The sequence below is a fragment of the Fodinicurvata halophila genome (assembly GCF_042651425.1).
In the GTDB taxonomy this organism is placed as follows: Bacteria; Pseudomonadota; Alphaproteobacteria; order Kiloniellales; family DSM-21159; genus Fodinicurvata; species Fodinicurvata halophila.
The window spans coordinates 63,996-88,465 of record NZ_JBHSCW010000003.1; the positions used below are offsets into that span (position 1 = coordinate 63,996).

General features: G+C 62.2%; 26 protein-coding genes and 1 other RNA gene. 12 read left to right on the forward strand and 15 right to left on the reverse strand.

The genetic code is table 11. The features are described from left to right. Nucleotides 1–2: 2 nt before the first annotated feature. Nucleotides 3–1,925, reverse strand: coding sequence for an autotransporter assembly complex protein TamA (locus ACFOW6_RS05085; protein WP_382421257.1), 1,923 nt, complete (start codon nt 1,923–1,925; stop codon nt 3–5). After that, nucleotides 1,922–3,409 carry a sulfatase-like hydrolase/transferase gene (locus ACFOW6_RS05090; protein WP_382421258.1) on the reverse strand — a complete coding sequence of 496 codons (1,488 nt, stop codon included), beginning with the start codon at nt 3,407–3,409 and terminating at the stop codon, nt 1,922–1,924. The genes ACFOW6_RS05085 and ACFOW6_RS05090 overlap by 4 nt, the downstream gene beginning before the upstream one ends. 210 nt (nt 3,410–3,619) lie before the next feature. On the opposite strand from ACFOW6_RS05090, the gene ACFOW6_RS05095 reads away from it, so the two are divergent. Genes ACFOW6_RS05095 through ACFOW6_RS05115 form a run of 5 tightly spaced genes read left to right on the forward strand, consistent with a single transcriptional unit; the run spans nt 3,620 to nt 7,900 of the window. After that, nucleotides 3,620–4,606: a zinc-dependent alcohol dehydrogenase gene (locus ACFOW6_RS05095; RefSeq protein ID WP_382421259.1), complete on the forward strand. Its 987-nt coding sequence runs from the start codon at nt 3,620–3,622 to the stop codon at nt 4,604–4,606. 18 nt (nt 4,607–4,624) lie between these two features. After that, nucleotides 4,625–5,038 carry a 6-pyruvoyl trahydropterin synthase family protein gene (locus ACFOW6_RS05100; protein ID WP_382421260.1) on the forward strand — a complete coding sequence of 138 codons (414 nt, stop codon included), beginning with the start codon at nt 4,625–4,627 and terminating at the stop codon, nt 5,036–5,038. 20 nt (nt 5,039–5,058) lie between these two features. Next, a complete protein-coding gene (locus tag ACFOW6_RS05105; protein WP_382421261.1) occupies nt 5,059–6,123 on the forward strand; it encodes a glycosyltransferase family 4 protein in 1,065 nt (354 codons plus the stop codon). Next, nucleotides 6,120–6,995 carry a hypothetical protein gene (locus tag ACFOW6_RS05110; RefSeq protein WP_382421262.1) on the forward strand — a complete coding sequence of 292 codons (876 nt, stop codon included), beginning with the start codon at nt 6,120–6,122 and terminating at the stop codon, nt 6,993–6,995. The genes ACFOW6_RS05105 and ACFOW6_RS05110 overlap by 4 nt, the downstream gene beginning before the upstream one ends. Next, entirely contained in the window at nt 6,992–7,900 is a 909-nt protein-coding gene (locus ACFOW6_RS05115; protein WP_382421263.1) for a lysylphosphatidylglycerol synthase transmembrane domain-containing protein, read from the forward strand. Before ACFOW6_RS05110 ends, ACFOW6_RS05115 begins: the two co-directional genes overlap by 4 nt. A 7-nt stretch (nt 7,901–7,907) precedes the next feature. On the opposite strand, the gene ACFOW6_RS05120 is transcribed toward ACFOW6_RS05115, so the two are convergent. The 7 genes from ACFOW6_RS05120 to ACFOW6_RS05150 form a co-directional block, all read right to left on the reverse strand. Continuing rightward, nucleotides 7,908–8,606 carry a RibD family protein gene (locus ACFOW6_RS05120; RefSeq protein ID WP_382421264.1) on the reverse strand — a complete coding sequence of 233 codons (699 nt, stop codon included), beginning with the start codon at nt 8,604–8,606 and terminating at the stop codon, nt 7,908–7,910. Next, nucleotides 8,603–9,394, reverse strand: a complete 792-nt coding sequence (locus ACFOW6_RS05125; RefSeq protein ID WP_382421265.1) for an FkbM family methyltransferase — start codon at nt 9,392–9,394, stop codon at nt 8,603–8,605. The genes ACFOW6_RS05120 and ACFOW6_RS05125 overlap by 4 nt, the downstream gene beginning before the upstream one ends. 27 nt (nt 9,395–9,421) lie before the next feature. Next, the gene (locus ACFOW6_RS05130) at nt 9,422–10,018 is read right to left on the reverse strand and encodes a YceI family protein (protein WP_382421266.1); all 597 of its coding nucleotides are present in this window, start codon (nt 10,016–10,018) and stop codon (nt 9,422–9,424) included. Then, complete coding sequence (locus tag ACFOW6_RS05135) at nt 10,015–10,782, reverse strand: CDP-alcohol phosphatidyltransferase family protein (protein ID WP_382421267.1); 768 nt, start codon at nt 10,780–10,782, stop codon at nt 10,015–10,017. The genes ACFOW6_RS05130 and ACFOW6_RS05135 overlap by 4 nt, the downstream gene beginning before the upstream one ends. Before the next feature lie 93 nt (nt 10,783–10,875). Next, nucleotides 10,876–12,915 carry a glucans biosynthesis glucosyltransferase MdoH gene (gene mdoH / locus ACFOW6_RS05140; protein WP_382421268.1) on the reverse strand — a complete coding sequence of 680 codons (2,040 nt, stop codon included), beginning with the start codon at nt 12,913–12,915 and terminating at the stop codon, nt 10,876–10,878. 22 nt (nt 12,916–12,937) lie between these two features. After that, entirely contained in the window at nt 12,938–13,384 is a 447-nt protein-coding gene (locus tag ACFOW6_RS05145) for a hypothetical protein (RefSeq protein WP_382421269.1), read from the reverse strand. Between the two features lie 199 nt (nt 13,385–13,583). Then, nucleotides 13,584–14,543: an L-threonylcarbamoyladenylate synthase gene (locus ACFOW6_RS05150; RefSeq protein ID WP_382421270.1), complete on the reverse strand. Its 960-nt coding sequence runs from the start codon at nt 14,541–14,543 to the stop codon at nt 13,584–13,586. 125 nt (nt 14,544–14,668) lie between these two features. Here ACFOW6_RS05150 and parA point away from each other — a divergent pair, with 125 nt between their 5' ends. Further along, nucleotides 14,669–15,319, forward strand: coding sequence for a ParA family partition ATPase (parA, locus tag ACFOW6_RS05155; RefSeq protein WP_382421271.1), 651 nt, complete (start codon nt 14,669–14,671; stop codon nt 15,317–15,319). Between the two features lie 5 nt (nt 15,320–15,324). Here parA and ACFOW6_RS05160 read toward each other — a convergent pair whose 3' ends face one another. The 5 genes from ACFOW6_RS05160 to tkt form a co-directional block, all read right to left on the reverse strand. Continuing rightward, a complete protein-coding gene (locus tag ACFOW6_RS05160) occupies nt 15,325–15,936 on the reverse strand; it encodes a thiamine phosphate synthase (protein WP_382421272.1) in 612 nt (203 codons plus the stop codon). Between the two features lie 14 nt (nt 15,937–15,950). Continuing rightward, nucleotides 15,951–16,871, reverse strand: coding sequence for a class I fructose-bisphosphate aldolase (locus ACFOW6_RS05165; RefSeq protein WP_382421273.1), 921 nt, complete (start codon nt 16,869–16,871; stop codon nt 15,951–15,953). A 141-nt stretch (nt 16,872–17,012) separates the two neighbouring features. After that, on the reverse strand, nt 17,013–17,441 hold the full coding sequence (locus ACFOW6_RS05170; protein ID WP_382421274.1) for a hypothetical protein: 429 nt from the start codon (nt 17,439–17,441) through the stop codon (nt 17,013–17,015). Between the two features lie 63 nt (nt 17,442–17,504). Beyond that, the gene (gene gap, locus ACFOW6_RS05175) at nt 17,505–18,512 is read right to left on the reverse strand and encodes a type I glyceraldehyde-3-phosphate dehydrogenase (RefSeq protein WP_382421275.1); all 1,008 of its coding nucleotides are present in this window, start codon (nt 18,510–18,512) and stop codon (nt 17,505–17,507) included. Nucleotides 18,513–18,553: 41 nt separating this feature from the next. Beyond that, the gene (gene tkt / locus ACFOW6_RS05180) at nt 18,554–20,566 is read right to left on the reverse strand and encodes a transketolase (RefSeq protein WP_382422090.1); all 2,013 of its coding nucleotides are present in this window, start codon (nt 20,564–20,566) and stop codon (nt 18,554–18,556) included. Nucleotides 20,567–20,871: 305 nt separating this feature from the next. On the opposite strand from tkt, the gene ACFOW6_RS05185 reads away from it, so the two are divergent. The 5 genes from ACFOW6_RS05185 (at nt 20,872) to ACFOW6_RS05205 (ending at nt 23,149) form a co-directional block, all read left to right on the forward strand. Further along, complete coding sequence (locus ACFOW6_RS05185; protein WP_382421276.1) at nt 20,872–21,135, forward strand: hypothetical protein; 264 nt, start codon at nt 20,872–20,874, stop codon at nt 21,133–21,135. Next, nucleotides 21,135–21,470, forward strand: a complete 336-nt coding sequence (locus tag ACFOW6_RS05190) for a cell division protein ZapA (protein ID WP_382421277.1) — start codon at nt 21,135–21,137, stop codon at nt 21,468–21,470. Before ACFOW6_RS05185 ends, ACFOW6_RS05190 begins: the two co-directional genes overlap by 1 nt. 37 nt (nt 21,471–21,507) lie before the next feature. Next, a non-coding RNA gene (gene ssrS / locus ACFOW6_RS05195) (6S RNA) lies at nt 21,508–21,667 on the forward strand. A gap of 61 nt (nt 21,668–21,728) precedes the next feature. Beyond that, on the forward strand, nt 21,729–22,313 hold the full coding sequence (locus ACFOW6_RS05200; RefSeq protein WP_382421278.1) for a 5-formyltetrahydrofolate cyclo-ligase: 585 nt from the start codon (nt 21,729–21,731) through the stop codon (nt 22,311–22,313). Nucleotides 22,314–22,339: 26 nt separating this feature from the next. Further along, complete coding sequence (locus tag ACFOW6_RS05205) at nt 22,340–23,149, forward strand: TIGR00282 family metallophosphoesterase (RefSeq protein WP_382421279.1); 810 nt, start codon at nt 22,340–22,342, stop codon at nt 23,147–23,149. A gap of 30 nt (nt 23,150–23,179) precedes the next feature. Here the strand turns inward: ACFOW6_RS05205 and ACFOW6_RS05210 are convergent, their stop codons facing one another. After that, the gene (locus ACFOW6_RS05210) at nt 23,180–23,458 is read right to left on the reverse strand and encodes a hypothetical protein (RefSeq protein WP_382421280.1); all 279 of its coding nucleotides are present in this window, start codon (nt 23,456–23,458) and stop codon (nt 23,180–23,182) included. Nucleotides 23,459–23,691: 233 nt separating this feature from the next. Here ACFOW6_RS05210 and ACFOW6_RS05215 point away from each other — a divergent pair, with 233 nt between their 5' ends. After that, the gene (locus tag ACFOW6_RS05215) at nt 23,692–24,441 is read left to right on the forward strand and encodes a YebC/PmpR family DNA-binding transcriptional regulator (RefSeq protein ID WP_382421281.1); all 750 of its coding nucleotides are present in this window, start codon (nt 23,692–23,694) and stop codon (nt 24,439–24,441) included. Nucleotides 24,442–24,470: the final 29 nt, after the last annotated feature.

Consider the following 24,470-nt stretch of genomic DNA (forward strand, 5'->3'; position numbering starts at 1 on the left):
ATTCAGAAGGATTGCCCGATTGAGATATAGAACTGAAAGGGATCATCGACCTCGGGTCGACGGTTGAGAGGCACGGCAACATCCAGGCGCAACGGACCGATGCTGGTGTAATAGCGCAGGCCCAGGCCGGCCGCCCACTGCAGGTTGTCCACCGTGGGCCAGGAGGTGTCATAGACCTGTCCGGCGTCAATGAAGGGCACGACCCCAATCGAGTCCGTGACCTTGAAGCGTGCTTCCAGACTCATCTCGAAGAGCGCGCGGCCGCCGACAGGATCGTCGTCATCGTCCAAGGGTCCAATTCCCTGATATGGGTAGCCGCGGACCGATCCGCCACCGCCGGCATAGAAGCGTTCGTTGGCGGGGACATCGCCGCGCGAGGAACCGATGATGCTGCCTATGCGCACCCGTCCGGCCAGCACCAGCCGGTCCTCGTCCATAACCGAGAGATAGCTGGAAGCCGAAGCATCGTTGATGATGTACTGCGTTCTGTCACCGTAGAGACTGATCAGGGGCGTCATCGAGTAGCTGAAGCGCAGGCCTTCCGTGGGGTTCAGCGGATCGTCCCGATTGTCGAAGACCGCTCTTCCGGTGACGCCGGCCAGGAAGAAGCGCCGTTCCTCTTCGTTCTCCTCGACCTGGGTCAGGGCCAGACGCGGGCCGAAGCGAGCGGTCCAGTGTTCGCCGAATGGGCGCTCCAAACCCAGGAACTGATCGAAGGTCAATTCGTCGTAGGCATCGCTCTTCTCGCGCCGGAACTCGTTCTCGAACAGCAGGGTCTGCTCGCGCTGCAGGAAGTTCGGCTTGCGGAAATTCCCCTGCATCTGCTGGCGGGAGCGTGACACCGAGGCCTCCAGGTGCAGCTTCTCGTTTTCGCCAAAGAGGTTGCGGTGTTCCCAGAAGGCATCGGCGCCCGGTCCCTCGTCGGTCGCATAGTTGACGCCGACGCCTATGGAGCGAGGTGGCGCCTCGATGACTTCGGCAGAGACGGGGGCCTCTTCTCCACCATCGGCGGTGCTTTCCGGCTCCTCGCTGCCGTCCTGAGCGTCGGTTTCTTCGGGATCCTCCTGCGGGCGCTCGACGATCACGGAGGAAAAGAGGCCGGTTCCGGCCAGTTCCTGGCGAACACGCTCGACCTCACGTGAATCGTAGGTGGCGCCTTCCGGCCAGTTGACGAGTTCGCGGATGTAATTCTCGCGGACATCCTCGAGGCCGCTCAGTTGCAGCCGGCCGAACCGCATGCGCGGACCCGTTTGCACAGTGATTTCAGCACGCAAGGTCTCATTCTCGGGATCGGCCAGATAGCGCACGTTCTCGAGTGTTGCTTCGGGATAGCCATGTCGCGACAAGCTGCGCGTTATGCGCGTTTCCGCCTGGTTCAGGGGGGCGGCACGTGCCGGCTGGCCGATTTCCAGGCCCAGGTCACTGGCATTGCGCGGGACATTGTCGCCCTCGGGCACCGTTGGATGATAGGTCAGATTGTATTCCGACAGCGTGAACTGTTGGCCCGTCTCAATCTCGATGCTCACCTGGATCGGTTGCGCATCCTCGGCCACCGAGGTTTCGACCGTGCCGTTGTAATATCCTTCGGCGCGCAGGATGCGCCGGAAGCGGGCGACGTCATCCTCCATGCGCCGGCGCAGTGCAGCCGGCGTTGCCGGTTGGCGTTCGCTCTGGGTCAGGAGTGATGAGCTTTCCTCGATGAGGCTGCGCAGGTTGTCGCTGAGATCGCCCTCGATGTCCGTTGTGTAATCGACGCCCTGGATCGTACTTTCGCGGGGCGGGGGAACGCCGCTGTCGCTTTCGCCGGACCAGATTTCCTCAAGAATCGAGCACCCGCCGACGGAAAGACCGAAGGAGAACACTAGACACAATCGTATAATGGTTGGTGTTCCGGGCACGTAGCGCCGGGCGGCGGGTGCAGTCAATTCACGCTCACTGTTTCTGCGAGTTTATCCCTGTAGTTCTGAATAAAAAAATCGCGAAAGTCATGCATCCTGAAAAGTGTCGAGGACTCTTGCGGTATGGTGCCCTTTGTGAATCCGGCCTCCCGAAACGGGCGTAGCAAATCCGTGTCCGTTGCGAAGAGATGCACGGGGACTTCGCGCGGGGCGTCCTGTCCGGAGACGATGGCTCCGGCTTCGTGGTCGCCCAGAACGACCATGAGCAGCGGATCCTCCTCCACGGGGACATTGCGGATGTAACTGCCCAGGGTCTCCAGCACGTATTCTATGGACAGGCCGTAGTGCTTGCGGACGCGTTCGGGGTGCTGCCAGAGTTCGGCCGGGCTTTCGCCACTGTCGGCCCAACGGGAAAAGACAGCACCGTCCCCGATGCTCTGCCAGTCCTCGAGCACCGGCGCGATGGGAGTCCAGGGGGCATGACTGCTGATCAGGCCCAGCATTGCAAAGAATGGGGTGTCCTTGCTGCGGATTTCCCGTTCGAAATAGGACAGGGTGTACTGATCCGGCATGGTAACCCAGTTGTAGGCTTCTCCGGCGTAGTTCATGTCCCCGGCGAAAACATGCCGATCGAATCCCATGAAACCAGCTTCCGGCCAGGCCCGTGTGATGGCCGGCATCACCAGATGGCTTTCCCGGCCAGTCTCGGAAAAGGCCTGGGCCAGCGTGCGGCGTTTACTCTCGCTGAGCAGCTGGTACTTGATCTGATTGTCAATCCAGAGGCCACTGAGGAAACTGGCGTGAGACAGCCAGGATTGTCCTCCGATCGTGGGTGCTTTGGCCCATCCCGACAGGCTGTGCAGCTTCTTTTCTCGTGCCGCCTGATGCAGTTTCTCAAGCGCGGGTTTCGTATGCGAGGCATAGCGCGGATCCTCGAGGGCCTGACGGCCATAGGATTCCACGAAAACCACCATCACGCTGGCTTCCCCGAGCGCGGTGAAGCTGTCTTCCGGAAAGGCCCGGGAGAAGGGGTCGCGTTCCAGGGCGGCCTCGAAGGCCGGACGTTCGCGCACCACGGAGGCCATGCGCTCGACCTGCCCCGTGAAACTCTGGGTCAGATGCGCCGAGATCGGCAGCTTCGCCCTCTGTGCGTCCGGCAGGTAGCCGGCGGCAAGAACCAGCCCGAAGATCGCCAGCGCGGTGCGGGGCGCACTGATGACCTCCAGGTTTCGCAGTGCCCGGGCGCAGCCAAGGAGCAGAAGCAGCAAGACCAGCCCCAGGGCCAGGAACAGAAGGCCGGAGAGCAGGGGGCCGACCGCACCCTGCAGCAACTCAATCCCGGCCGGCAGGAGATTGATGTCGAGCAGCAGGTTCAGCGGGCGCCCGAGGAACACGCGCATCGCCTGGTCCAGGAACTGGACCAGGCCGCCAGCGAAGAGCAGAAGCGCCAAGGGCCAGCGCAGGTACCGGCTGACCTGCATGGGCAGCAGGGCATAGCCGGCTACGATCACGACAACTTCCAGCGGCAGGCGAAAGCTCCACCAGCTCCACCCGTGAAGCAGGCCAGGAAGGCTGAAGAACAGCCAGAAGAATATTACAGCGAGGAGGAAGGTCAGGAGGGCATGTCTGCCTTCCGCCTGAGGAGGTTCTGGTCCTGATGCGTTGCCTAGGCTAGGCTTTTGCACGAGCTTCGTTTCCTTCCACAGCATCCGGGTTACATCATGCAGCCTTCCACGGCCACTGCCTATTGGATTGTCGCTCCGCGCCGCGGCGAGCTGCGCGAGGCGGCCCTGCCGGCTCCCGGTGCCGGCGAGGTACTTGTCGAGACGCTTTACGGCGCAATCAGCAGGGGCACGGAAAGCCTGGTCTTCAACAACCAAGTTCCGGAAAGCCAGTATGAACTCATGGCCGCTCCCTTCCAGGAGGGCTCATTCCCTTATCCAGTGAAATATGGCTATATTTCGGTTGGTAAAGTCCGGGAAGGTCCGCCCGCGCTGCACGGGCGTTGCGTTTTCTGCCTCCATCCCCATCAGACAAGCTATGTGGTTCCCGCCGAGAGCGTCGTGCCGCTGCCCGGCGGACTGCCGCCCGAACGTGCGGTGCTTGGGGCAAACATGGAAACCGCGCTCAATGCCTTGTGGGATGCCTCTCCCTGTATTGGCGACAGGATTGCCGTTTTCGGGGCGGGTACGGTCGGCTTCCTGGTGGCCTGGCTGGCTTCGGCCATTCCCGGAACCGAGGTGACACTGGTCGATCCGGACAGCAGCAAGAGGGCCTTTGCGGAGCGTCTCGGCCTGGTCATGAAGACGCCCGAGGATGCCCCTGCCGAGTGCGATATCGTGGTCCATGCCAGCGGTGTGCCCGCAGGGCTCGCCATGGCATTGGCCTCGGCGGGGTACGAGGCAACGGTGCTGGAGATGAGCTGGTTCGGGGATCGGGAGGTCCCTCTACCCCTCGGGGAGGCCTTCCATTCCCGACGCATCACTCTACGTTCTTCTCAGGTAGGCGGTATCTCGCCCGCCCGGCGTGCCCGCAAGGATCACCGAAGGCGCATGGAAATTGCCCTGGATCTCCTGCGTGCAGAGGCGCTGGATTGCCTGATCACGGGTGAAAGCGCCTTTCGCGACCTGCCCGAGGTGATGCAGCGTCTTGCGGACAGTGGCCAGGGAGTGCTGTGCCATCGCTTGCGCTATGAGTGTGACCGTTAAGAGGATATGAGGACGCCCATGTACAGTCTGACCGTGCGCGACCACTTCATGATTGCCCACAGCTTTGCCGGCGAGGTCTTCGGGCCGGCCCGGAATCTGCATGGAGCAACCTATGTGGTGGACGCCGAGTTCCGCAGGCCAGAGCTCGACAGCGACGGTCTGGTCATCGATATCGGTTTGGCGAGCGAAACCCTGAAACACATCCTCGGCACCCTGGGCTACCGCAACCTGGACGAGGAAGAGGTCTTTCAGGGCTGTAACACCACGACGGAATTCCTGGCCGGCGAAATCCATCGACGCCTGTCGGCAGCCATCGAGGAAGAGCGTCTGGGAGAGAAAGCCCGAGACCTGCACAGCCTCAAGGTCACGCTTCACGAATCTCATGTCGCCTGGGCCGCCTACGAAGGGCCTGTAGCAGCAGGCCGCCGTTGACCTGGTCTGCGAGTCCAATCATGCGGGATATCCGATTTGTGATCCCCGGCGATCCCGCGACCAAAACCGGCGGGTATCTCTATGACAGCCGCCTTATGGCGGGTCTGGAGACGCGTGGCTTCTCCATCGGCCTGGTGAGGCTTTCGGAGCTTTTTCCCTTTCCCGATGCCAGGGCCCTCGAGCAAGCGGAGGCAGCCATTGCGGAGTTGCCCTCCGGCCTGCCTGTCGTGGCCGATGGCCTGGCCCTCGGGGCCATGCCCGCGGCACTGGTCCACAGGCTGTCCCGGGACCGGATGCTGATTGCGTTGGTCCACCACCCCCTGGCGGCCGAAACGGGTCTGGGCAAGGCGTCGCGAGCGCATCTGTACGAAACGGAACGCCAAGCCCTGGATATTGCCGATCGCGTGGTGGTGACGGGCCCGGCAACGGCACGGCTGCTCATGCACGACTATGGCATTCCCGGCGCACGGATCGAGACCATTCTGCCCGGCACCGACCCGGCCCCTTTGGCAGAGGGAGGCGAAGGTGTCTGCAACCTGCTGTGCGTGGCCACCCTGACACCGCGCAAGAACCAGATGCAGCTTCTCGATGCCCTGGCAGCCATCGAGACAGCATCCCCCTGGCGCCTGATGCTCGCCGGATCCGATCAGCGCGACAAGGCCTACGCCGCACGGGTGCGCTCCGCTGTCGGGGAACTGGGGTTGGAAGAGCATGTGCGGATGTTGGGCGAGGTCGACCAGGACAGTCTGGAAAGGCTGTATCATAAGGCGGATGCTTTCGTCGTGCCCTCGTTTCTGGAGGGCTATGGCATGGTGTTCGCGGAGGCCCTGGCCCGCGGGCTGCCGATCGTCGCTCCGCGCAGTGCGGCGATTGTCGAGACACTGCCGGAGGACTGCGGCCTGTTTGTGTCGCCGGGCGATTTCGCGGATCTGAAGAGGGCGCTGGAAACGCTCCTGAACGCGGCCGAGGATCGGGGGCGCCTTCAGGCAGGAGCACGAAAGGCGCGGGACGACCTGCCGCGTTGGGAAACAGCTGTGGAGCGTTTTTCCGAGCTGCTTGCGGGCAGGGAGGTGCAGAAGGCATGAGCGGGAGATTTGCCGCCGAATGGCTTATGCTGCGGGAAGCAGCCGATCTTGCCGCGCGCAACAACAGTCTGCAGGCAAGGCTCGCGGGGCTTCTGCCAGGCAGGAGAACGGCCGGCATAAGCGTGCTCGACCTTGGGGCGGGGACAGGAGCCAATCTGCGCGCCCTGGCGCCTGCGCTGGGGCCGGGACAGCATTGGTCCCTGTTGGATCATGATGCCGAACTCCTCGAGTATGCCCTCTCCAGCCTCATGCAGTGGGGCCGCGATGCCGGCTATACGGTTCATGAAGGGGGCGAGGATTTGCGCTTGGAAAGCGCCGGTTGGGATGCCCGGATAACCCTCCGGCAATGCGACCTTTCCGGTGAGGAACTGGACGCATTGCCGGTCCCTGGACTGGTTACGGCATCGGCCCTGCTGGACCTGGTGTCGGCGGACTGGCTGAAGCGCCTTGCATACGCCTTGCCCGGGGCAGTCCTCTACTTCCCCCTGAATTACGACGGCGTCATGGAGTTTGCCCCCGCTCTGGATCTTGATGCGGAGATTCGTGCGCTTTTCAATCGTCACCAGAAGGGGGACAAGGGGTTCGGAGCGGCCCTCGGGGGCGATGCGCCGCGAGAGGCGGAAGAGATCCTGAATATGGCGGGATTCCTCTGCGAGAGTGCAGCGAGCCCCTGGCAACTGGGGCCCCGTGATGTCCCGCTGCAACGGGAGTTGATCGGCGGTATCGCTGCAGCGGCCGGGGAGTTGGGTGGAGACAGGGACGTCGTGGAAACCTGGTGCAGCCAACGCATGACTTTCATCGAGCAGAGTCAAAGCACGGCCTGGATCGGTCATTGGGATATCCTGGCCGTACCGGCGGAGGACGCACCGTGAGTTACAGGCAGTTGAACCGGGTGGTGCCCTGGATCGTCACACCGGGATTGCTGATCTTCCTCTGGTTTCGGGTGGACGGGGCCGAGGCCCTGGCACGGCTGGACAACCTTCACACGGGCTGGCTGGTGGCCGGCCTGTTCCTGGCTAGCCTGCAGGTGGTCCTCTCGGCCCTGCGTTGGCGCCTGACAGCGTGGCAGGTCGGGGCGCCCATGGCGCGTGCCTGGTCGGTCCGCGAATACTATCTGGGGAGCTTCCTCAACCAGCTGCTGCCCGGCGGCGTTGCGGGAGACGTTTTCCGGGCCTGGCGGCACAGGCGGAAGGATGAGCAGGGACAGGGAGACCTGAGGTTCTTTCCGGCCTTGCGAATTGTCATGATCGAGCGCGGCGCGGGGTATCTGATCCTGTTGCCCTTTGCTGCGACGGGAGCTTTCCTCTGGATACCGGCGCCGTGGAACCTGCTGTCCTGTGCCCTTCTTCTCGGGGCCTTGGCGGTGCTTGTGGTCGCACCCTTCTATGGCGAGCGCCTGCCGTTCCTTGGGGCGCTCAGGACCTTCCTTCTGGAACTGCGCAATGGCCTGCTTGCACCCTCCGTGGTGACAAGGCAGCTCCTACTCTCGTTTCTGATCTTCACCATCTATGTGCTTGTTTTTGCCTGCAGTGCCCATGCGCTGCAGATCCCGATAGCGCCCCTGTTTCTCTTCACCGCCGTACCGCTCCTGCTGCTTTCCATGGTCCTACCCTTCACGGTCGCCGGCTGGGGTGTGCGTGAAGCGGCTGCCGTCGGACTCTGGGGATTGAGCGGGTATGCAGTGGAGGACGGTCTGGCGATATCTGTTGGGTATGGCCTGCTGATCCTGCTGGGGGCACTGCCCGGAGCCTTTGTACTGATCTTCGATCGCAGGTAGGAAACCGTCAGGGCCGAAGGTCCAGATCGAACAGTACATCCTGGCCCATGGAATACCAGCGAGCCGGAGGGCGCAGAGTGTCCTCCATACGTTCGCAGGCCGGCAGGTCGATGCCGCGTATGCCCTGTCCGATGATAACCGGGGCGACACAAATGTGCAGGCGATCCAGGCAGTTGGTCTGGAGGAAACGGGAGACAGTGATGCCGCCGCCTTCAACAAAGAGGCGTTGGAGGCCATGGGCGCGAAGCAGGTCCAGTACTTCCCTGGGACGAAACTGTTCGCTGGTCGCATCAGGCCTCAGAAAGACGGTACGTGCGCAAGCTGTGGCGATCACATTCTCCTCGACTCCGCTAACCAGCAGCGTCTCTGCCTGTTCGTCGTTGAAGACCCCGTAGCGGGAGTGGAGCCGACCATGGGTGTCGAGGATGACGCGCAGGGGATTCCGGCCCTCCACGCGGCGCACAGTGAGCTGTGGGTTGTCGTGCCTTACGGTTCCGGCGCCGATGATGACGGCATCGGCCAAGGCCCGCATGCGGTGCAGGTGGTCGAGATTCTCGTTGGAGGTGACGTAGCAGGAGGCACCGGTAGCGGTCGCGATTCTGCCATCCAAGCTCTGTCCCAGATGGCCGGCAACCCAGTTCGTGGCCTGAAGAGGCCCATAGAGTTCGGCCAGCTCCGATGGTGTCGTGAAGGAACCGCTATTCATTCCTGCCTCTGCAGACGTTCCAGCAGTGTGTGCTCGCTTGCGAGAATGGCATAGATATCGCCGAAATCCTGATCTTCAGCGCCCGCCTCGAGCCATGCCACCATCTCCTCTGCCGAAAGCCAGCAAGGGAAGTGGAACTTCATGCTTTCCCCGGGGGCGGCGTTGTAGAGATAGTCTCCCAATTCCTGCAGGCGCGCGAGGGCCTGCACCGCGGAAGAGGGGCTCTTGCCCAGGTATTCCACGGAAATCACGGGCAATGGCGTGGAGAGCCCAGCCAGGACGTCTGCTTCATGGCCCTCGACATCGATCTTGCAGTAGCGGGGGCGCCCGTGGTCTTCGATCAATCGGTCCAGCGTTGTCTGATCCACAGCGATGCGTTCCGTCCAGCGGATATTGCGAAAGCCGTCCGTCTGACGCGCAGAAGTCACGAAATCCTGCGACAGCGTGCTCGTGGTGGGGTTTGCGGGGCTGATCTTCAGTTCTGCTCGCCCGCACGCCGCACCCAGGGCCAGGGGCAAGACCGTGACCGCATCCTTTCGCGCTCGGAAGAACCAGCGCAGGAATCCGCTGAACAGGGGCTGGGGTTCGACGGCGATGACCCGCGCGCCCAACTGCATCAGACTGCGTGTGCGGTTTCCGGCATGGGCTCCGATATCGAAACAGAGATCCCCCGACGCGACGAGATGGCGCAGAAGCGCCTTTTCCCGCCGCGCGCGTCCGGGGACCGCATGGTAGATCGCCAGCGAGCGCAGGAAGCCCGTGATGTGTGTTGGACGCAGGCGACTCACGGGCGTGCCTGTCCTTGTTCCCTGGCCTTACTGCCGGATCGCCTCGATTTCGATCTCGATGTCGACCTCGTCTCCGACTGCTCCGCTCTCGACGCCGTACTCCATGCCGAATTCACTGCGGTTGATGGTCGTGGTCGCAGAAGCGCCAGTGATATAGTTGTCTCCGAACGGTGAGGTTGCGCTCTTGTTCCAGGTCACATCCAGGGTCACTTCGCGCGTGGTGTCCAGGATCGTCAGGTCGCCGGTGATGGTGCCGGTCTTCTCTCCAGTCTGCTCTGATCCCGTCATGGCGAAGGTGATCTCGGGGTAGGTCTCCACATCCAGGAAGTCGGCGCTGCGCAGATGTTCATCGCGCTTCTCGTGATTGGTGTCCACGGACTCGGATTGTATCGTCACTTCCAAGTCCGAGATGCTGGGGGCCTCTTCGTCAAAGACAAAGCTGCCGTCGACATCGTTGAAACGTCCGATGGTATGGCTGTATCCGGCATGTTCGACCTTGAAGAGCACGTAGGCATGTGCCGGGTCGAGTTGGTATTCCTCGGGGGCTGCCAGGCCAGGCAGGCTGAAACAGGCCGCGGCTGCAAAGGCAGCGGCCGGCAGAGTGATTTTATTGAGTGCTTTCATCGTGAGGTCCTTTCCTGTTCTGCGTTCCTGTAGAGCCAGACGACATCAATGGCAAAAGAGGCCGAAAGGCAGATCACGGCGATCGCCGCAATCACGAAACTGAATGGCGCTATTATGGTTGGTGCGAGGATGACGATAACACCTGTCGTGGAAGCCACGTAAAGGGTCTTGCGTCTGAAGCTGTCCGGCAGGTCGCCTTTCATCCAGGGCAGGAGGGCCTTCCCGGCCAGGAAGAGGTAGCGCAGGCCGCCGGCCAGCAGGATCCAGGGACCGGCCTTGCCCATCAGCAGGGCCGTAGCGCAAAGCACCAGGACAAGCAGGCTGTCCGTCTCCATATCGAAACGGGCTCCGAAGGCGGAAGCATAGCCGGTTCGGCGGGCGAGCCAGCCATCCACGCCGTCAAGCAGCAGAATGACCAGTGCAGCCCCCAGGGGAAGCCAGGCCAACTGCTGTGGAGCCGACTGGCCAACAAACCCTGCCAGCAGGCAGACTAGGACGGCCCTCAGCAGGGTTATCCCGTTGGCCGGGCCGAAATACCTGTGCGGGAGATGTGCTGTCAGGCCGACCCAGATGCCGCAGGCCATGCCGGCGTAAAGCAGCAGGGAGAGGACCAGCACTGCAGGAGAGGTCCCTGCACTGTGCTGAAGCAGCCCGTAGCCGGCCAAAAGGACGCCGATACCTCCCACAAGCCACGGAAGGCTATTGTGGCGTAGCTCCCTCAGGTCCTTGTCCTGACGCCAGACAGAATTGTCAAAGTGCGCCATGTGAAGCCTGTTCCTCCATGGGTGTGATCCCACCGAGCCAGAAAGCCCAGTTCCTATTAAATGGACCGGACGGCCCGGCTGTCGAGGGGGAGGTCATGCAACCTGCTTGAGTTGCCTGGCGGTGAAGCCCTCCAGACGAGACTGTATTGCCACGATCTCTTCGAGGAGTTCCGTGTCGGAGAGCAGGGCGATTTCCTCCTTGTCGCTCAACAGGATGCCCTTGCGGTGTTTTTCCAGAGCTTGTTCCAGGAATTCCCTCTGCGGTGCCTCCCATGTGGTCGCGTTCAGTATGGCAAGATGAAGGAAGAACAGCTTCTGATCGTTTGCCAATGCCTGGAGCGCGCTATTGGGTGGAGAGACAAGGGGGTGCGCCGCCAGTTCCCGAGCCCTGAGGATGACGGGTTCCGGCTGGCTTTCCGCGGGAGACAGGAAAAGCCCAAGACGCCACGCCACCTGGCCAAGAGCCGGTCGGGAGGTTGCCCAGGCCAGGAAGGGAGACAGTAGCAGGCCGCCCACGATGGGGGAGAACCAGTAGGCAAGATACTGGGGCAGGACGACCAGCGCCGAACTTGCCAGAAGTCCGCAGAGCAGTTGCAGACGATGAGCCGTGACGGCTTCGCCAAGGCGCAGGCCAAGGCTTTCATTGCGTTGCTGAGGGGTCCAGCCACTGTCCCGGCCCAGCAGGATTTCCAGAACGAAACGACTGTGAAAGATCATCATGGCCGGCGCCAGCAGGGCCGAGAAAAGCATTTCCAGAAGCAGGCTGATGGCGCCCTTCAGTCGCCCGCCGTAGAGCGCTGCAGAATGGCCGGAAGCAATCGCACACACCAGGCCAAGCAGGCGCGGGGTGAACAGCATGATCATTATTGCGCCAAGCAGTACTCCCGCAACCTCGCCGGGCGCTGCCTGAAGGCCAGCAAATTCGAGAGCCTGCGTGGCACCGAGATTCTCCCGCATGCCCAGAGCGAGTCCCAGGATCAGGAAGCCGAGCCAGAGGGGTGAGGCCAAATACGAAAAGATCCCCTGCAGCAGATGCATACGACTGACCCAATGCAGGCCTCTTGCTGGCAGAACTTTCAGGTGCTGCAGGTTTCCCTGGCACCAGCGGCGATCACGCAGCGCATGGTCTACGATGGAGGGTGGCGGCTCCTCGTAGCTTCCCCCCAGATCGGGCAGCATCCAGACCTGCCATCCGGCCCGCCGGAGCAGGGCGGCTTCGACGAAATCATGACTCATGACCGTACCGCCGAAGGGTTTTCGCCCATCCAGTTCGGGCAGTCCGCAGCTTTCCATGAAGGCCCGGACCCTGATAATGGCGTTGTGGCCCCAGAAATTCCCCTCGCTGCGACCGAAGACCGCCAGGCCGTGGGCCAGTATGGGGGTGGCGATGGCACTGGAGAACTGCTGGATGCGTGCGAAGAGGCTTTGCCGGTTGATCAGGATGGGAGGGACCTGCATCAGGCCGGCCCGTGGATTTGCATCCATTCGGCGCACCATCTGCAGCAGGGTGGCGGGGGACATCAGGCTGTCGGCATCCAGCACCACCATGTAATCGTAGTGCGCCCCCCAGCGCCGGCAGAAATCCTCTATGTTGCCGGCCTTGCGGCCCCGGTTGGAAAGGCGCTTGCGATAATGGATGCGCCCGCCACCTTTGAGCAGTCGTCGTGCCATGTACCAGGCAGCCTCCTCGGCAACCCAGATGCGCGGCTCCGTCGTGTCGCTGAGCACGTAGAAGTCGAACTGACGACCCTGCGGGCTGGCGGCCAGTCCCTCGTACATGGCGGCAAGATTGGCGAAGACGGGATTGGGGTCCTCGTTGTAGACGGGAATCAGGATGGCAGTGCGGCTGGTGAGTGGATGGGAGCTGTCCGCCGGCCGAAGGCCGCGGGTGCCGCGCCCCAGCATCAGGGCAGCAACACCGCCCAGTCCGATCCAGAAGGAAAAGGCGACCCAGAACAGCAGCAGTGCAAAGAGAGCCAGAACCAGGCCATCTGTCAGTTGAACACCGTCAGCTCGAAGCAACTTCAGAAAAATCCAGGCGCCCAACGCTGTCGTGACCGTGCTTGCGAAAAAGATCAGTTCGCGACCGCTCGGTAAGAACCTGACTTGTTGGGAGGGAATGTCCTGTAGCATTTCCCGAGGAACCTCTCAGTCCTCAGCTGCGGGCCGGAGCAGGTTTGCGCCCGAGGGAGGGGATGCGCGCCCAGTCCGCTGTCGACACCGGTTCAAGGGACTGGACGGGCATGGTGCCTTCAACCGGAGCAGGCACAGCCAGCGGCAGGGAAAGGCGTAACTCATCCACAAGAGCCCGGGACGGGCGTTGGCGGCGCGACAGGAAGCTGGCCGGGTCCTTCTCCGCGATCGCGCTGAGAACAATGGCCGCCTCGGCGAGGGCAAATCCTTCCTCGCCTTGAGGCAGGTGCAGGTAACAGGTCTGTTCCATCCAGCGGGCCACGCCGGCACGCACGTCGGTAAGGTTAGTGAATTCGCGGCCCCAGTTCCGGGTCAGCCGTTCCAGGCGCACAGGCTCGCGCAGGCCAAGTGTACGTAGATAGCCGCGCAGCCGACTGGCAGAGAGATCAGCGGAAAACGTACTGTTCATTTTAAGTTCGTCTCGAACGTGAGGTCTTCAGTCGAATGACTGGCCTGCAACTGTACAGGCATGTGAACACGTGTTGCTCACGGAGTCATAGCTAATACGTCTGCCTGCACTTTCCAGATCTGTGCTGCGCTGCAGAAAGGGCAAATTTTAGGCACGAGTGGCGCAGAAGAAGTACCTTCAATGTCACATTATTCAGGATTCAGGCTTCACGCGGTGCCGCGGCACGCTGAAGACGATCATTGATCGCCTGACCCAGGCCGTCCAGGGGAATGGGGGCCACGGCAATGCCGGATATGCCGGGCTTGTCGAGTTCCCGAAGCGCCGCGAAGAGATTCGCCGCGGCCTCCTTGAGATCGCCAGAAGGGCTGAGATTGAAGCTGCCTTCGGGCACCTGCCGGGTCTGTTCGCCGAATCCCAGATAGGCCTCCCCGGGCTTTGGAGCGAGGGCGTCCAGGCGGATGCGGGCGTCCGGTGCGTAGTGGCTCTTCAGCATGCCGGGAGAGGCGAGGGGATCCTCCTTCGCAGGCAGATCCAGTGGGGTTCCCAGCACGCTTTCGAGCTCTTCGCGTGCGAGGCCCCCGGGTCTGAGCAGAACAGGGCGATCTCCCGTGAGGGAAACCACCGTGGATTCCACGCCCACAGGGCAGGAACCATCATCCAGCACGGCTTCGATCCGTCCGGAAAGCTCGTTCATCACGTGCTCGGCGCGGGTCGGGCTGATTCGTCCGGCCCGATTGGCACTGGGAGCCGCTACCGGAGAGCCGGTCAGACGCAGCAGTTGGCGCGCTGTTTCGGGGGCCGGAACACGTACGGCCAGGCTGTCCAGTCCGGCCGAACAGAGCAGGGACACGCCGGACGTTTCGCGTTTCGGAAGGACCAGGGTCAGCGGGCCAGGCCAAAACCGTTCTGCCAGGCTGCGCGCCGTTGTGGAGAACCAGACCTCTTCCTCTGCCGCTTCCGTGTCAGGGAGGTGAACGATGAGAGGGTTGAACCGCGGACGTCCCTTGGCCTCGAAAATACCCGCCACAGCCCGGTCGTCGCGTGCGTTTCCACCCAGACCGTAGACTGTCTCGGTGGCAAAGGAAACGAGGCTACCCTGGCGCAACAGACGGGCAGCTTCCTCGATATCCGCAGTTGAGTTGGAAAGGAGAACAGTCATGGCTCTGCTAGCAGAAGGAGGTTGGCAGGATTGACAGAGCCGCCCGCCGCGTCAACGCCTTATCCTCTTCCGCCGTGCCTTCGCATGTGCAACAATTCCCTCCTGACAAGGGGATAGGCCTGCAAATGACCGCCAGTATCATAACGATCGCGCAACAGAAGGGCGGGGCCGGCAAGACGACACTTGCCGCGCATCTCGCCGTTGCTCTCACGGCCGGAAAGCGAAGGGTGGCGGTGGTCGATATCGACCCCCAGCAATCGCTCAGCTTCTGGTACAAACAGCGCCAGGAACGGCTGGGGGATGCCGGGGCCGGACTCCTGGTGAACCAGATCAATGGCTGGCGACTGCGCAACGAGGTCGAGAAGCTGGCCAAGGACCACGATGTCGTCCTGATCGACAGTCCACCCCATGCGGAGACCGAAGCTCGCATCGCCGTTCGAGCCGCTGATCTTGTGGTGGTGCCGGTCCAGCCGTCTCCCATGGATATCTGGGCCACACGGCCGACCCTCGAGTTGGCTCAGGCGGAAAAGGCCGCCACGCTGGTCGTCCTGAACCGGGTTCCACCGCGCGCGCGCCTGACCGAGGAGATGATGTCGGCCCTGAAGGAGCTCGGTGCGGAGGTGGCCAAGAGCCGTATCGGAAATCGGGTCGTCTTTGCCTCGGCTCTCGTCGAGGGGCGTGCCGTGGGAGAGGTCCAGCCCAAGGGCAAGGCGGCTCAGGAAATGGCCGCGCTGAGCCGAGAAATCCTGCGTCGCGCGCGCAAGGCTGAGAAGTAGGTGCCTCAGGTGTCCTCGGCCAGTTCGTCGAACAGCCTGTTGAAGGCGGCAACGGTTGCCGGAGGCTCTTCATTCTGCCAGACGGCAGATCCCACGGCGACAAAGTCGGCGCCGGCCCGCACGGCCGCGGCCGCGGCCTCCAGGGAGGTGACCTCGCTGGCGACAGATGGGATCTCCATGAGTTCCGACCACCAGGACAGAAGCTCCGAGTCCTCTGCGCTCAGGGTCACGTAGTCGGCATCCAGTTCGCCGGCTTCCATGGCCAGGTGACGGGAGCTGCCGCAGTCGACCCCGAGGATCCGTTGGTCGCCCATCCTGCGACGCAGGGTGCGCTGGCGCTGGGGATCGGCAACAATCTGGATGCCATCGCAGTCGGCCTTGAGTGCGAGGTCCGCATTGTCCTCGAGGATTGCGGCCGCCCCTGCCTGCTGGATGACGGGCACGAGGCTGTCCAGGCAATCGCCCAGGCGATCCTCGTCCGTATCTCCGGAGCGGATCAGCACCGAGGCCACGTCCCCCGCCGCCAGGGCCTTGCCCAGCGCGTCACGGAACGCAGACAGGACAACGCCGCCCGATGCCAGTTCGGGCGGCGTCAGAAGGTAAAGCCGGGAGCGCATTCGGCCGATCCCGCTCAGGCCTTGTTCTGGTAGATCTTGATGATTGTATCGAGCATCTCCAGGGCTTCCTGGCGCGGACGCTGGAAGGTGTTGCGGCCGATAATGGAGCCGTTGGCACCTCCGTCGCGCAGGGCACGGATCTCGTTCAGAACGTCCTCGGTTCCCTTCGATCCGCCGCCCGAGAAGACGACGATGCGGCGATGGTTGAAGCTGGATTGCATGACATGAGAGATGCGTGCCGAAAGGCTCGAGATGTCGACCTTCTGCTTCTCGTAGACCTTGCGCGCATCGTCCTGTTCGATGTGCTCCGTCGGCGGTTTCACCTTGATGATGTGCGCGCCCAAGAGCGCCGCCATATGCGCGGCATAGGCCGTGACGTCGATGGCCGTCTCGCCCTCCTTGGAGAGGTTGCCGCCGCGCGGATAGGACCAGATGACGACGGCCAGTCCCACCGACTTGGCTTCTTCCGCCATCTCGCGGATCTCCTCCATCATCTCGAAGGCTTCGTCCGAGCCCGGATAGATGGTGAAGCCGATGGCCGAACAGCCCAGACGCAAGGCGTCGCCGACGCTGCCGGTGATCGCCTGGTCCTTGGTGGTGGCATGGCTGTTTGAGCTGTTCACCTTGAGGATGGTCGGGATGGCGCCGGCGAAGGTGTCGGCACCGGCTTCGATCATGCCCAGCGGTGAGGCAAAGGCGTTGAGCCCGGCGTCCACCGCAAGCTGGAAATGATACTGGGGATCGTAGGCGTCCGGGTTCGCTGCGAAACTGCGCGCCGGACCGTGCTCGAAGCCCTGGTCCACGGGCAGGATCAGCAGCCGACCGCTGCCCCCCAGCTTGCCGTGCATCAGGATGCGGGCCAGATTGGCCTTGGTCCCCGGGTTGTCGCTTTCGTAGTTTGCGAGAATGCGTTTGACGCGTTGTGTCAGCTTCATGATGGTTCCTTCACATCTTCCATGCAGCGGACAACAAGACCAGGGAAGCATACCTGTCGCCCGGAGTTAATCCGATCCTCTGAATAACGAAGCGATCCCGCGAATGCAATTCCCGACACTCTGCTTATACCAGCTCTGTTTTCAGGGAGATTCCATCTTGATCCAGGCCCGGCATGCAGCTTCCGGGTCGGGCTGCTCATCGAGGAAAAGCGTTCGAGGCCGCTCAGTCAGGAAGCTGGCGCCATGGAGCTCTGCGAGCTGGCCCAGCTTTGTCCTGACCGGATCTTCGCCACGGTAGATCACGCCCGTGATCCCGCAGTCCAGGGCTTCCAGCGCGAAACCCGCCGCATCGCCGCAGTCGAGGGCCATGGCAAGCCTGGCGGCGGGGACTTCAGCATTAGCCTGCCTGAGAATTTCGAGAAACCAGAGGCAGCCTCCTTGGGCGGCGGCATCGGGTGAAGAGACCAGCAGCAGTGGCGTTTCCGTTTCGGCGGAAATCCGAGCGGCAGTCACAGCCGTTTCCAGGGAGGCGACCTCCACGGCCACGGTGTGTCCTGCACGCTCGGTCATATGGCAGGTCGATCTGCAAGCAGCGGGCGACCGGCATTGCCGATCGTCCGCCGCGCATCGAAGCTAGAGCAGTTTGCCCATGGCGACGGCGACATCGCTCATGCGGCTGGAGAAGCCCCATTCGTTGTCATACCAGGCCATGACACGCACAAACCGCTTGTCGATGACTTGGGTGCCCGTCAGGTCAAAACTCGAACTGGCGGAGGTGTGATTGAAGTCCACCGACACCAGCGGCTCATCGAAGGTTTCCAGGATGCCTTTCAGCTCGCCGGCCGCAGCCTTGCTGATGGCGTCATTGACTTCTTCGGCTGTCACGTCCCGCGGGGCGTCGAATTTCAGATCGACCAGGCTGACGTTGGGCGTGGGCACGCGAATGGCGACGCCGTCCAGCTTGCCCTTCAGTTCCGGCAGGACCAGTCCCACCGCACGGGCGGCACCGGTGGATGTCGGGATCATGGACACGGCGGCCGCCCGGGCCCGGTGCATATCCTTGTGCAACGAGTCCACGGTCTTCTGGTCGCCCGTATAGGAATGAATGGTGGTCATGAAGCCGCGCTCGATGCCCACCGCCTTGTTGAGGACATAGGCAATGGGCGCCAGGCAGTTGGTCGTGCAGGAGGCATTGGAGATGACCTCGTGCTGCGCACTCAACTGGTCGTCGTTGACGCCGTAGACGACGGTGATGTCGGCGTCGTTCGCGGGGGCCGAGATCACGACCTTCTTCGCCCCGCCTTTCAGGTGGGCGGCGGCCTTGTCACGGCTGGTGAACAGGCCGGTGCACTCCAGGACCACGTCGACGCCGAGATCGCCCCACGGCAGGTTGGCGGGGTCGCGTTCAGCCAGAACCTTGACCTCGTGTCCATCGATCTCGATGGAATCATCCTTGGCGGTGACCATGCCGGGAAAGCGGCCGTGCACTGAATCGTACTTCAGGAGGTGCGCATTCGCCTCTGCTGTACCCAGGTCGTTGATGGCCACGAACTCCAGGTCCTTGCGACCCGTCTCCAGGGCTGCTCGCAAAACCAGACGGCCGATTCGCCCGAAACCATTGATGCCGACACGTAGAGTCATACGCCTATCCTCCAGGTTGTCCTGTTATTTACGATATAGGGTCACAGGCCGTTCCTTACAGCCGAGACAATGGCTTCGGTGGTGATGCCGAAGTGGTTGTAAAGATCGCCTGCCGGAGCGGAGGCACCGAACCCGCGCATGCCGATAAAGATGCCGTCCAGCCCGGCCCAGCGTTCCCAGCCATAATAGGACGCGGCCTCGATTACGACGGGCAGCGAGCCCGGCCCCATAACTTCATCACGGTAGTGCGGCGGCTGCTCCAGGAACAACTCCCAGCAGGGTATGGAGACGACGGCGGTGGAAATGCCGAGTTCCTGCAGCTGCTTCTGCGCCTCGACGGCGAGATGAACTTCCGAGCCGCTGGCGATGAGGGTCGCCTGACGGTCGCCCTGGGCGGGCGAGAGGATATAGGCCCCGAGCGCGGACCAGTTGTCGGTGCCCTCCTTGCGTACCGTGGGCACCCCCTGCCGGCTGAGGGCCAGAATGGAGGGCCCATACACGGAGCGCAGGGCCATTTCCCAGCATTCCACCGTTTCGACCGTGTCTGCCGGCCGGAAGACCTTCAGGTTCGGCATGGCCCGCAGCGAAGCTAGGTGTTCGATGGGCTGGTGGGTCGGGCCGTCTTCGCCCAGGCCGATGGAATCGTGAGTCATGACATAGACGACCCGCTGCTTCATGAGGGCCGCCAGGCGGATGGAGGGACGACAGTAGTCGGTGAAAACCAGGAAAGTCCCGCCATAGGGGACAAGGCCGCCGTGCAGGGCAATTCCGTTCATGGCGGCGGCCATGCCGTGCTCTCGGACACCATAATAGACATAACTGCCCGCGTAATCCGGAGCGGTGACGGGCTGCTGTGTCTTGGCCTTGGTGTTGTTGGAGCCGGTCAGATCGGCGGAGCCCCCGAGCAGTTCCGGCATCATTTCCGCAAAGGCATCCAGCACCTGGTTCGAGGACGCCCGCGTCGCCAGCTTGGGCTGCTCGGCAATGACGTTTTTCTTGAAGTCGGCGATCAGCTTGTCGAGCCCCTCGGGCAGATCGCCGGCCATGCGGCGCTCGAAGTCCTGGCGCAGTTCCGCATCGGTCCTGGTGAGACGCTCGTCCCAAGCACGCGAGGTGGCGCTGCCGCGTTGCCCCACGGCACGCCAGGCCTTCAGGATATCCTCGGGAACTTCGAAGGGACCGTGCGCCCAGCCGAGCTTCTCACGCGCCGCACTGACTTCCTCGTCGCCCAAGGGGGAGCCATGGGTGGCCGCGGTGCCTTCCTTGTTGGGCGCACCGAAACCGATGACTGTCTTGCAGGCGATCAGGGAGGGGGCATCGCTCTTCCGGGCAGCATCGATGGCGGCCGCCACGGCCTCGGGGTCGTGGCCGTCCACGCGTTGACAATGCCAGCCATAGGCTTCGAAACGTTTCAGATGGTCGTCCGAACAGGAAAGGTCGGTCGGGCCGTCAATGGATATACCGTTGTCATCGAACAGGACGATCAGGCGCGAGAGCTTCAGGTGGCCGGCCAGCGAGCCGGCTTCGTGGCTGATGCCTTCCATGAGGCAGCCGTCACCGGCGATGACGTAGGTATGGTGGTCGATGAGCTCTTCGCCGAACTTGCTGGCCAGAAGGCGTTCGGCCAATGCCATGCCGACGGCGTTGCCCAACCCCTGGCCCAGTGGGCCCGTGGTCGTCTCGATACCGGAGGCATGGCCGTACTCGGGATGCCCTGCGGTGCGCGCATTGAGCTGGCGGAAGTTCTTCAGCTCATCCAGCGTCATGTCCTCGTATCCGGTCAGGTATAGCAGCGAATAGAGCAGCATGGAGCCGTGACCGGCGGAGAGGACGAAGCGGTCGCGGTCAGGCCAGTTCGGGCGCGTGGGATCGAACTTCAAGTAACGAGTGAAGAGAACCGTTGCGACATCCGCCATCCCCATTGGCATGCCCGGATGTCCCGACTTGGCCTTCTGAACGGCATCCATGGCCAGGGCACGAATGGCATTTGCCATGTTCTTGTGACCAACTTCGTCCATGGCCTTGGCCGCTTCATTCTCGCGCGCAGCGCTCATCATAGAATTCCGTCTTTGTTTGAACTTCAAGGAGTTATCGAGACATGCTCAGACACACTCCAAGCGCATGTGTCTGATTGCGTCACACGACAGCCGCCCGAATGCTCTTGATGCAACGCACAATGCCGCCGGCACAGGGAAGGGTCAACCGACAAGCTGCCGTTTTTGAAGTGTCATGAAAACAGGAATGGCAGGCCGGTGGAATACCACCGCTTTCCGGAATGGGGCGCGCGGTCTTGTTGACCCGAAAGGTCGGCCAAGCCTAAATTCAGTAATCTTCAACACAGAGTATAATGGCAGGTGTCATGCCCTCCAACGACAGCCCTACCTCCTCGGAAGAAACGCAGGACAGTGCAACGGTCGATGACGCGGCCCTACGTCTCGAAAGGGCCCTGGATACCCTTGAGAAACTGATCGAGGAAAAGACTGCCAGGATCACGGAGTTGAACAAGGCTCTGGAAATTGCGGAGACGGAGAACAAGGATCTCAAGCAAAGGTTGGAACAGGCCTCGGAGAAGGTGGACACTGTGACCCGGCGCTTGCAGGAAACCCTGGAGGACAAGGGCTGATGGCACAGGTGACACTGACGGTGAACGGCCGCAGCTACGATGTGACCTGCGATGATGGGCAGGAGGAACAACTGCGCGACCTGGCGGCGGAACTCGACGGGCGTGTCCAGCAACTGGTGCGCGGTGTCGGACAGCCTGGTGAGGCGCGCCTGCTGCTCCTGACCGCACTGTTGCTGGTTGATGAGCTGCGTGGATTGCGGGCTGCCGGGGAAACAGAAAGCCGTACGAGCGAGCCGGACGCGGCCGGTGCTTCGGATCAAGCTTCGCAGACCGAATTGCTGACAGCGATGGCGGATCATATCGAAACCCTTGTCGCGCGACACAGGGACGTCTAGATACAGAAGACAGCAAAGCTTTTGTCTTTGCTGGGGGAGCGTGCTGCGGAGTGCGTCAGGTTCTTCGATCCCTGGGGCCAATAATCACCTCTAGGGAGCTGTCCCTGCCGGGATCGTGGTCTCGGTACTACGGCACCCACCTGTCGACGACAGGCCACAGAGGATGATCAGTAACCAACGGCTCACGCGGCACACCCCTTTATCGTCCCCGCACCGAACAGCCCCGCGGCCCTCGACACGCCCGGCCTGGAGAGCTTCTTGAGCGCTTTCGACACCTCGGAAGAAGGCAAGCATGACCTGCGGCGCAATGCCGCGGCCCGGCGCAGTCGGGCAAGCCGGCGAGCAGGACCGGATGCCGCCTTGCGGCTGGCCGACAACCTGCTGCACCGCGACGAGCTCGCCGACGCCCGCATGATCTCTGCCTATTGGCCGATGCGCGAGGAAATCGACCCGCGGCCAGCAATGGAGGCACTGCATGCCAGAGGCGTGGGGCTATGCCTGCCCGTCGTGACGGGCCCGGATCAACCGCTCGTATTCCGACGCTGGCGGCCGGGGGAGACACTGGTTACGGAAGCTTTCGGCACATCCGTTCCCGATTCGATGGCGCAGGAAGAGGTGCCCGATATCCTCCTCGTGCCGTTGCTGGCCTTCGATAGCGAAGGCTATCGTCTGGGCTATGGCGGTGGTTTCTATGATCGCACGCTTGAAAAGCTGCGTGGCGATCAGGGTGCCCTTGCCGTCGGACTTGCCTTTGCCGACCAGTACGTGGACCTTCTGCCTCGCGACATGCATGATGAGAAGCTGGACCTGGTCGTGACCGAGCAGGATGTCCGAACCTTCTGACCGAATTCGTTTCAAAAGGCCATTTTGTGAAACTGCTCTTTTGTGGAGACATCGTCGGCCGCTCTGGCCGCGAGATCGTTCATGCTGAACTGCCGCGCCTGCGCCGGGACATGAACCTGGACTTCGTGGTCATCAATGCCGAGAACGCCGCCGGCGGTTTTGGCATGACGGAGAAGATCTGTGCCGAGCTCTTCGAACTCGGGGCGGATGTGCTGACAGGCGGCAACCACAGTTGGGACAAGAGCGAGTGCCTCGAATACATCAATCGCGAGCCCCGTCTGTTGCGTCCGGCGAACTATCCGTCGGGAACGCCTGGCCGGGGAATAGGGGTATACAGCACTCTCAAGGGCCAGAAGGTGGCAGTGATGAACGTCATGGGCCGGCTGTTCATGGATCCGCTGGACGACCCCTTTGCCACAGTCACGCGCGAATTGGAGCGCTATCGTCTCAAGGGCAATGTGGATGCCTTCATCCTGGACGTTCATGCCGAGGCCAGCAGTGAGAAGATGGCCATGGGGCATTTCGTCGACGGCAGGGTCTCATTGGCGGTGGGAACGCATACGCACGTGCCAACGGCCGATGCGCAGATCCTGCCGGGGGGAACGGCCTATCAGACAGATGCCGGTATGTGCGGCGACTACAATTCCGTGATTGGCATGAACAAGGACGCGCCGATTGCCCGTTTTTCCAGGAAGCTGCCGACCGAGCGGCTGAGTGTGGCGCACGGCCCGGCGGATCTCTGTGCGGTCTTCGTGGAAACCGATGACGCAACCGGCCTGGCGAAGCGCATCGAGCCGATCCGGATGGGCGCACGCCTCAAGCCCGCCGCACCCTGAAGTCCGGGAGCCGCTTTTCAGGGCCGGGGATCAGTTGTCCGGTGCGGGGTGCAGGGAGAGGAAGCGTGCCACTTCCTCGTTGAGGACGGTGGTCATTTCCGTGATGCGACTGCTCTCGCTGAGGGCGGCATCGCTGTGGATCGCCTCGGCGCCTTCGAAATTATCGGAGAAGGCCAGCAGCCGGTCGAGACTCTCGAGACATTGGGTCTGCGCAAATCCTTCCACCGAGTCCACGGCACGTGAAAGGCTTTCGGAGCCTTCGCTTACCGGGGCGCGCAATTCTTCCAACAACTTTTCGGGCAGGCCCATTGTCAAACTCCGCTTCGCGGCTCGGGGACGTTCTGTTAAACACGGATCTTAAAGAGTATGTATCGGTCATTAAAAGTGAGTTAATGCGACTGTGTGAATATAGTTGAGCGTGTTCTCGTCCGATAAGCATGATCTGGGTATCAACTGCTCAGGTCTGACAGAGAACACCGGTGTGCCGGCATGGTCGCACGTCACGGTATTAGAGTATTGCAAGAACACGAGGTTGGAGTGCCATGGCTGGCCATAGCCAATTCAAGAACATCATGCACCGCAAGGGCGCGCAGGATAAAAAGCGTGCCAAGGAATTCGCCAAGCTGACACGGGAAATCATCGTTGCTGCCAAGTCGGGCTTGCCGGATCCGGCAATGAACCCCCGCCTGCGCGGTGCTATCCAGGATGCGCGCGCCGCCAACATGCCCAAGGACAACATCGAACGGGCCATCAAGAAGGCGACGGGCGAAGGCGAGGACGTCAACTACGAGGAAATGCGCTACGAAGGATACGGTCCTGGCGGCGTTGCGATGATCGTCGAGGCCTTGACCGACAACCGCAACCGGACCGCGTCCGAAGTTCGTGCTGCATTCTCCAAGCATGGCGGTTCGATGGGCGAAACCAATTCGGTTGCCTTCCAGTTCGAGCGTGTCGGACAGATCGTCTATCCGACCGAAACGGCGGCCTATGAGGACATCTTCGAGGCGGCCGCCGAAGCCGGCGCCCAGGACGTGCAAAGCGACGAGGAAAGCCATACCATCGTCTGTGCGCCAGACGACTTTTCCGATGTCCGCGATCATCTTACCGAAATGTACGGGGATGCGCGTGAAGCCCGCCTGGCATGGCGGCCCATGAACACCACGCCGATCGATGAGGACCAGGCCTCAACGCTGTTCAAGTTGATCGAGGTGCTTGAGGATAATGACGATGTGCGGGAAGTCTCGACCAATTTCGAGGTTTCCGACGAGGTGCTGGCCCGTCTGACGGCCTGAGGAGTCTGTACTTGGAAAGGGGGTTTCTC

Bases quoted from the DNA above. Each gene is read 5' to 3' on its own strand.
- ACFOW6_RS05095 (WP_382421259.1), top strand. From the start codon at position 3,620: ATGCAGCCTTCCACGGCCACTGCCTATTGGATTGTCGCTCCGCGCCGC.
- ACFOW6_RS05100 (WP_382421260.1), top strand. From the start codon at position 4,625: ATGTACAGTCTGACCGTGCGCGACCACTTCATGATTGCCCACAGCTTT.
- ACFOW6_RS05105 (WP_382421261.1), top strand. From the start codon at position 5,059: ATGCGGGATATCCGATTTGTGATCCCCGGCGATCCCGCGACCAAAACC.
- ACFOW6_RS05110 (WP_382421262.1), top strand. From the start codon at position 6,120: ATGAGCGGGAGATTTGCCGCCGAATGGCTTATGCTGCGGGAAGCAGCC.
- ACFOW6_RS05120 (WP_382421264.1), bottom strand. From the start codon at position 8,606: ATGAATAGCGGTTCCTTCACGACACCATCGGAGCTGGCCGAACTCTAT.
- ACFOW6_RS05130 (WP_382421266.1), bottom strand. From the start codon at position 10,018: ATGAAAGCACTCAATAAAATCACTCTGCCGGCCGCTGCCTTTGCAGCC.
- ACFOW6_RS05135 (WP_382421267.1), bottom strand. From the start codon at position 10,782: ATGGCGCACTTTGACAATTCTGTCTGGCGTCAGGACAAGGACCTGAGG.
- mdoH (WP_382421268.1), bottom strand. From the start codon at position 12,915: ATGCTACAGGACATTCCCTCCCAACAAGTCAGGTTCTTACCGAGCGGT.
- ACFOW6_RS05145 (WP_382421269.1), bottom strand. From the start codon at position 13,384: ATGAACAGTACGTTTTCCGCTGATCTCTCTGCCAGTCGGCTGCGCGGC.
- ACFOW6_RS05150 (WP_382421270.1), bottom strand. From the start codon at position 14,543: ATGACTGTTCTCCTTTCCAACTCAACTGCGGATATCGAGGAAGCTGCC.
- parA (WP_382421271.1), top strand. From the start codon at position 14,669: ATGACCGCCAGTATCATAACGATCGCGCAACAGAAGGGCGGGGCCGGC.
- ACFOW6_RS05160 (WP_382421272.1), bottom strand. From the start codon at position 15,936: ATGCGCTCCCGGCTTTACCTTCTGACGCCGCCCGAACTGGCATCGGGC.
- ACFOW6_RS05165 (WP_382421273.1), bottom strand. From the start codon at position 16,871: ATGAAGCTGACACAACGCGTCAAACGCATTCTCGCAAACTACGAAAGC.
- ACFOW6_RS05170 (WP_382421274.1), bottom strand. From the start codon at position 17,441: ATGACCGAGCGTGCAGGACACACCGTGGCCGTGGAGGTCGCCTCCCTG.
- gap (WP_382421275.1), bottom strand. From the start codon at position 18,512: ATGACTCTACGTGTCGGCATCAATGGTTTCGGGCGAATCGGCCGTCTG.
- tkt (WP_382422090.1), bottom strand. From the start codon at position 20,566: ATGAGCGCTGCGCGCGAGAATGAAGCGGCCAAGGCCATGGACGAAGTT.
- ACFOW6_RS05185 (WP_382421276.1), top strand. From the start codon at position 20,872: ATGCCCTCCAACGACAGCCCTACCTCCTCGGAAGAAACGCAGGACAGT.
- ACFOW6_RS05190 (WP_382421277.1), top strand. From the start codon at position 21,135: ATGGCACAGGTGACACTGACGGTGAACGGCCGCAGCTACGATGTGACC.
- ACFOW6_RS05210 (WP_382421280.1), bottom strand. From the start codon at position 23,458: ATGGGCCTGCCCGAAAAGTTGTTGGAAGAATTGCGCGCCCCGGTAAGC.
- ACFOW6_RS05215 (WP_382421281.1), top strand. From the start codon at position 23,692: ATGGCTGGCCATAGCCAATTCAAGAACATCATGCACCGCAAGGGCGCG.